The following is a 5,880-nucleotide window of genomic DNA, read 5'->3' as shown; positions in this document are numbered from 1 at the left end:
CCGCCCGATCAGGAAACGGCGGATCTCGTTGGTGCCCGCGCCGATGTCATACAGCTTGGCGTCGCGCAGCAGGCGCTCCACCGGATAGTCCTTGGTGTACCCGGCCCCGCCCAGCGCCTGGATCGCCTCCAGCGACACCTTCACGGCGTTCTCGCTGGCCATCAGGATCGCCCCCGCCGCATCGAACCGGGTGGTCATCCCGGCATCACAGGCCCTGGCCACGGCATAGACGTAGGCCCGGGCGGAATTCAGGGCCACGTACATGTCGGCGATCTTGCCCTGCATCAGCTGGAACGAGCCGATGGCCTGACCGAACTGCCTGCGCTCACGCACATAGGGCAGCGTCACATCGAGACAGGCCTGCATGATCCCCAATGGGCCCGCAGCCAGCACGGCGCGCTCGTAGTCGAGCCCACTCATCAGGACGCCGACACCGCCATTCTCCGGGCCCATGATGTTTTCTTCCGGCACTTCGCAATCCTCGAACACCAGTTCGCCGGTGTCGGAGCCGCGCATGCCCATCTTGTCGAGCTTCTGGGAGACGTGGAAACCCTTGAAGCCCTTCTCGATGATGAAGGCGGTGATTCCCTTCGATGAGGCCTCCGGCGCGGTCTTGGCATAGACAATCAGGGTGTCCGCGTGGGGCGCGTTGGTGATCCAGAATTTGGTCCCGTTGAGCACATATCGGTCGCCGCGTTTCTCGGCCTTGAGGCGCATGGAGACCACATCCGATCCGGAGCCCGCCTCGCTCATCGCAAGGGCGCCGACATGCGCGCCGCTGATCAGTTTGCCGAGATAGCGCTGCTTCTGATCCGGGCTGCCCCAGCGACGAAGCTGGTTCACGCACAGGTTGGAATGCGCCCCATAGCTCAGCCCTACAGAAGCCGAGGCGCGGGACACCTCCTCCATCGCCACGACGTGCTCAAGATAGCCCAGGCCCAGCCCGCCGAACTCCTCTTCCACGGTGATGCCATGCAGGCCCAGCTCGCCCATCTGCGGCCAGAGATCGCGCGGGAACTCATTGTCGGCGTCGATCCGGGCAGCGCGCGGCGCAATGCAATCTGCCGCAAAGCGCGCGGTTGTTTCCCGGATCGCATCGGCGGCTTCGCCGAGGTTGAATTCGAGATTGGGTCCATGGTTCGGGATCATGGCGCACGGTTATCACGGCTCACCGGACGGCGCGAGATCAGCTAGTCCCGTTCCGCCTGCCGTTCCAACCGCTGCAGAAAGCGGAATGCTGCAATCACCAGGAAGGCGATCCCGGACAATCCCACCAGCCAGGCAACGCGCAGAGGCGTCACAAGTCCGCCCATCGCCGAGCCATCCGCATAGGCGCCCCACAATGCGGCAAAGCCGAACAGTGAGAGACCCAGCAGCGCCAGCAAGAGGTCCCATACCAGCGATGGCTCCTTGCGACGTGCCGCCGGCCGGTTACGGGCCGGAATGAACTCGAAGGGCGCCATCTCGACGTTGACGCTCGAACTCATCGCCTCTCGCCGGAATTCCGGGAACGGGGTTTTGGGAATTTCCAGCTCGGCGTCCAACCGGTCGGGCCCCGGCGAAAGCTTGTCAGGAACCAGCTCGAGCTCAGGCTCGTCGAGAAACTTGAACTCGCCGATCGACGGCGCGTCGGCGGTAGAGGCGCCCAGAGCGGGCATCGTCAGTTCAGGTTCCTCACCGGGGTCGGCAAAGAGAGTAGACAGTCGCGACGTCATGGCCTCGGTCGCTGCGGCCAGGGCCGGCGCCAGGGGCGCCTCGGGCGCTGATGGCTGAGGCGCGGCATCAGATCCATCCTCGCGGCTGACGACGATCCGAGCGCCCTCAATTGCTGTGGAAAGCTCTGTTGGCCGGACGCTGGGGACCAGACTGAGCGCGTCGACGTCAAGCAGGGGACGGAGCAATGGGCTTGGCGCGGGCACCCAGCCTTCGCCCGCCGGTGTGAGGAACAGCGCCTTCTCGGCCGCACGGCGGCGGACCAGGGCGTCGATCACGATCCGCTCGCCCTCGAAATCAGCCTTCCGCCACAGTTCCATGGCGCAGGCCGCCTGCACCAGATCGCCGGCGTTCAGCCGCTTCAGCATCTGGCTGCGGCGGAAGTTATCGACCCCGATGTTGAAGGCGAAACTGCACAGCGCGTCGAACTGGTTTTGGCTGAGCGGCGCGAAGACGCCCTCATTGACCACGTGAGCCACAGTGATCAGGTCGTAGAGCAGGAGCGCTTCTGCATCAGATTGGGACACCGCCGCGCCCTCGCGGGCCGTCAGGGTATGCCCATAGCCGATCATCCAGCGGCCATCGGGCAGCTGGACGGCGGTCTGGCGGTAGCCCTCGAACCGCTTGAGCAGGTCGATGGCTCCACGAGAGACGCGGTGGCGCGAGAACATGGCCCCGGATTGTCCCAATTCGGCATAGGCGGCAGACGCCTGGTGACCCTTCACGCAAGCTTGACGCCACTTACAGCAGGATCAGGCTCGCGAGCCCCAAAAATGCAAAGAAGCCCGTGAAGTCCGTTACGAAAGTCACAAAAATCGACGACGAGACTGCGGGATCGCGACCGCTCCGTTCCAGCACCAGCGGCACGACAGCGCCCGCCAATGACGCCATGAACAGATTGATGATCAGCGCCAGGCCGAACACCAAGGTGAGGCGCAAGTCATGGAACATCAGGAAAATCACGGTCCCGGTGATCGCAGCCAGCGCCGCGCCGTTGATCAGGCCCACCGCCATCTCGCGCAAGACCGTCCGAACCGCATTGAAGGACGACAGTTCCCGATTGGCCAGAGCCCGCACAGCCACGGCCAACGTCTGGGTGCCAGCATTGCCGCCTAGGGAGGCCACGATCGGATAGAGAGCCGCCAGCACGACCAGCTTGGCAATCTCGTCCTGGAACGCGCCGATCACACTGGCCGCGACCGCGGCGGTCACCATGTTGATCATCAGCCAGGGTATGCGCGAACGCACAATGCCGACGACCCCGGCGTCGCGACCGGCGTCAGAAACACCGGCGAGCGCCAGGATATCCTCCTCGCCCTCCTCCTGGATGACGCCCACGATGTCGTCGACGGTGATCTGACCCACCAGCCGCCCGCCCACGTCCACCACCGGGGCGGAGATCAGGTGATACTTGTCGAAGATATAGGCGACTTCTTCCTGATCCAGATCGATGGCGATCTCGTTCACCGGCTCCATGATCTGGGCCAGAGGAACCTGCCGACCGGACCGCAACAGGTGGCTGACCGGCACGGCGCCGACGGGCTTGTAGGCCGGGTCGACCACATAGATATCGAAGAACAGTTCAGGCAGCTCCTCGCCGCCGCTGCGGAAGTGGTCGATGGCCTGGCCCACGGTCCAGAACTGGGGCGCCGCCACCACCTCGCGCTGCATCAGACGACCGGCGGTCTCTTCGCCATAGGAGAGCGTCGACTCAATGGCCGCCCGCTCCATCTCCGGCATGGCCGCCAGCACCTGGGCGCGTTTGTCATCCTCCAGATCGTCGACCACGTCGGCGGCGTCGTCGGAGTCCATTTCACCGATGGCCTTGGCCAGGGTGGCGGACGGCACGTGCTCCAGCACGTCCTCGCGAATCTCGCTGTCCAGCTCCGAGAGGATCTCGGACAGGGTTTCCGGGTCGAGGTGCGGGACCAGCTCCTCGCGGGCGTCCGCCGACAGGAAGCCCATCAGGTCGGCAATGTCCGCGGGATGCAGCGCGCTCAGCAGTTCGCGAAGACGCTCGGCGTCGCCGCGATCCAGCGCGTCGGCGACGTTCGACACAAAATCGGGATTCAGCGCGTAGTCCTCGTCAAGCGCGAGGTCTTCCAGATCCTCGTCAACTTCGTGGGGCTGAATGTCGTCCGCCATATCGGCGAGGCTGTCCGTGTCACGGCTCATTCGGACCTCCCTCAGCTATGTACGGACGACGTTTCTCGATCCCTGTTGACGTGTCTCAATCACTGGTGCGGTCGAGAAGACTCGAACTTCCACGGGTTGCCCCACAGCGACCTCAACGCTGCGCGTCTACCAATTCCGCCACGACCGCTCGTGGTGAGGCGCGGCAGGTAGCAAACGCAGAACGCTTTGGGAAGAGCGGGCTCAGATTGATCCGGCCATGTAGTCATAAACATCGGCCTCTCCCGTCACGCAGATGGAGATGCGTTCGTCGTTGATCTGGATTTCTCCGCGCGCCACCGGGTGATTGTTGGCCAGGATCCAGACCTCATCATTCACCGTCGCGTCGAGGGGAATCACCGCCCCCCGGCCCATCCGCAGCAATTGCGCCATCGGCAGCGCGGCGCGTCCCAGCACCACCTGGATCTCGACGTTGACCGACTTGACCTGACCCACCGAAAAACCCCGAAACACGCCGTTGGGCTTTGCATGACGCCGAGCCGCAGCGCACATTGGCGCTGACATGCTTGATCGGGCGTTAATCTCCGAAGCTTCGGCGCAATTTGCGCGTCACGACGGCGCGGCGGCCGGCTGGGCGGTGTCGCGCACGCCTGTGGCCTACCCGGACGCCGTGGCCGCCATGGAGGCCCGCGCCGCCGCTATCGCCGAAGGCCGGGCGGGCGAACTGGTCTGGCTGCTCGAACATCCGCCGCTCTATACAGCCGGCGTCTCGGCGCGACCTGCGGACCTGTTGGACGCCACCCGTTTCCCGGTGTTCCAGAGCGGGCGCGGTGGCCAGTACACCTATCACGGCCCGGGCCAGCGGGTGGCCTACGTCATGCTCGACCTCACAAGCCGCCGCCGCGATGTGCGCGCCTTCGTGGCCGCCCTGGAGGCCTGGCTGATCGACGCCCTGGCGACCCTCGACGTCCGCGCCGATGTCAGACCCGGTCGCGTGGGCGTCTGGGTGGCCCGGACCGACCCGCCGCGCGAGGACAAGATCGCCGCCATCGGGGTCAAGCTGCGCAAGTGGGTGTCGTTTCACGGCGTTTCGCTGAACGTCGAACCCGACCTCTCCCATTTCGGCGGCATCGTGCCCTGCGGCGTAACCGCACACGGTGTCACCAGCCTGGCGGATCTCGGCGCGGCGGTGACCATTGAGGAGGCGGACGCGGCATTGAGGACGAGCTTCCAGGCCGTATTCGGTCCCGTGACGACGACGCCGCCGCCGCTTTCCTGATAGCGCGCCGACGGATGGTCGCCGGGCGTTGTATTTCCAAACATTGCGGTTCGGTTGCAGTTGCGGTTTACTCAACCGTCAATCCGTATGCGGAGGCCTGGGTCGCCCTTTTGGGATTAGTTAACGTGTCACAGTAACCTCGAAATACTTAAGTCTTGCGTGTCCCCACTTACCGTCCGGATGCGCACTTCGATCAGGGGCGCTTCACGGCCAAGATCCTGAACCCCGCGCGCGCCAGGCTAGCCCCGGCTGGGTTCGAAGGGGCCTGGATCGCATTCGACGGCCGGATCCACACAGGCGTCACCCTGCCCAGGCCCGGCTAAAGGGATGACCCGCCGGGCCTTGTCGCCGCACTACGCGCTCGGCGCCCGCGCCGCCTCGATCCGTCCCAGGAGGTGGCTCCGGGCGAGTGTTGCGACGGCGCCGGCCATGAAACCGGCCCAGAGCAACATCCAGAATTCCGCGAGTCCCGGTCCCATCACCTCGCGCATGTAGTCTTCGACCGGCGGGTAGGCGTAAACCCCCACCCAGAACTCCGACTGGACCTTGCACGCGGCGGCCGCACCGGCGAGGGGACCAGCTGCCCGCCAAGCTGAGAGGAAAGCGACGGTCCGGGGCGCCCGGAAACTGGAGATTCGCGCCACCCGCCGGAGAGCCAGGACCCACACGACCACGCTGGCCAATGTTATCAGCCACAGCGCCAGGGTCACGAGCTTCACGTCGAGCGAGGCGTTCGCGAACGTCATGGCCATCTT

Annotated in this window: 6 protein-coding genes and 1 tRNA gene; 1 reads left to right on the top strand and 6 read right to left on the bottom strand. The window is 65.1% G+C overall.

The features are described from left to right. The 5 genes from ACIQ42_RS15150 to ACIQ42_RS15130 all read right to left on the bottom strand — a co-directional run. On the bottom strand, positions 1-1,149 hold a 1,149-nt coding region (locus ACIQ42_RS15150; protein WP_397423086.1), incomplete at its 3' end, for an isovaleryl-CoA dehydrogenase. A 41-nt stretch (positions 1,150-1,190) separates the two neighbouring features. After that, positions 1,191-2,384 carry a lysozyme gene (locus ACIQ42_RS15145; protein ID WP_397423085.1) on the bottom strand — a complete coding sequence of 398 codons (1,194 nt, stop codon included), beginning with the start codon at positions 2,382-2,384 and terminating at the stop codon, positions 1,191-1,193. 70 nt (positions 2,385-2,454) lie between these two features. Then, positions 2,455-3,888, bottom strand: coding sequence for a magnesium transporter (gene mgtE / locus ACIQ42_RS15140; RefSeq protein WP_397423084.1), 1,434 nt, complete (start codon positions 3,886-3,888; stop codon positions 2,455-2,457). Between the two features lie 63 nt (positions 3,889-3,951). Next, a tRNA-Leu gene (locus ACIQ42_RS15135) sits at positions 3,952-4,036 on the bottom strand. Positions 4,037-4,089: 53 nt separating this feature from the next. Next, a complete protein-coding gene (locus ACIQ42_RS15130) occupies positions 4,090-4,359 on the bottom strand; it encodes a FliM/FliN family flagellar motor switch protein (protein WP_397423083.1) in 270 nt (89 codons plus the stop codon). Between the two features lie 49 nt (positions 4,360-4,408). On the opposite strand from ACIQ42_RS15130, the gene lipB reads away from it, so the two are divergent. After that, entirely contained in the window at positions 4,409-5,125 is a 717-nt protein-coding gene (gene lipB / locus ACIQ42_RS15125) for a lipoyl(octanoyl) transferase LipB (RefSeq protein WP_397423082.1), read from the top strand. A gap of 353 nt (positions 5,126-5,478) precedes the next feature. Here the strand turns inward: lipB and ACIQ42_RS15120 are convergent. After that, on the bottom strand, positions 5,479-5,880 hold a 402-nt coding region (locus ACIQ42_RS15120; RefSeq protein WP_397423081.1), incomplete at its 5' end, for a hypothetical protein.

The organism is Phenylobacterium sp., assembly GCF_044372605.1.
Taxonomy (GTDB): domain Bacteria; phylum Pseudomonadota; class Alphaproteobacteria; order Caulobacterales; family Caulobacteraceae; genus Phenylobacterium.
Note: the sequence above shows the minus strand (reverse complement) of the source record. Positions and strands in the feature narration are given on the sequence as shown.

Coding starts and splice junctions, on each gene's coding strand:
- ACIQ42_RS15145 (WP_397423085.1), bottom strand. CDS start 2,384: ATGTTCTCGCGCCACCGCGTCTCTCGTGGAGCCATCGACCTGCTCAAG.
- mgtE (WP_397423084.1), bottom strand. CDS start 3,888: ATGAGCCGTGACACGGACAGCCTCGCCGATATGGCGGACGACATTCAG.
- lipB (WP_397423082.1), top strand. CDS start 4,409: ATGCTTGATCGGGCGTTAATCTCCGAAGCTTCGGCGCAATTTGCGCGT.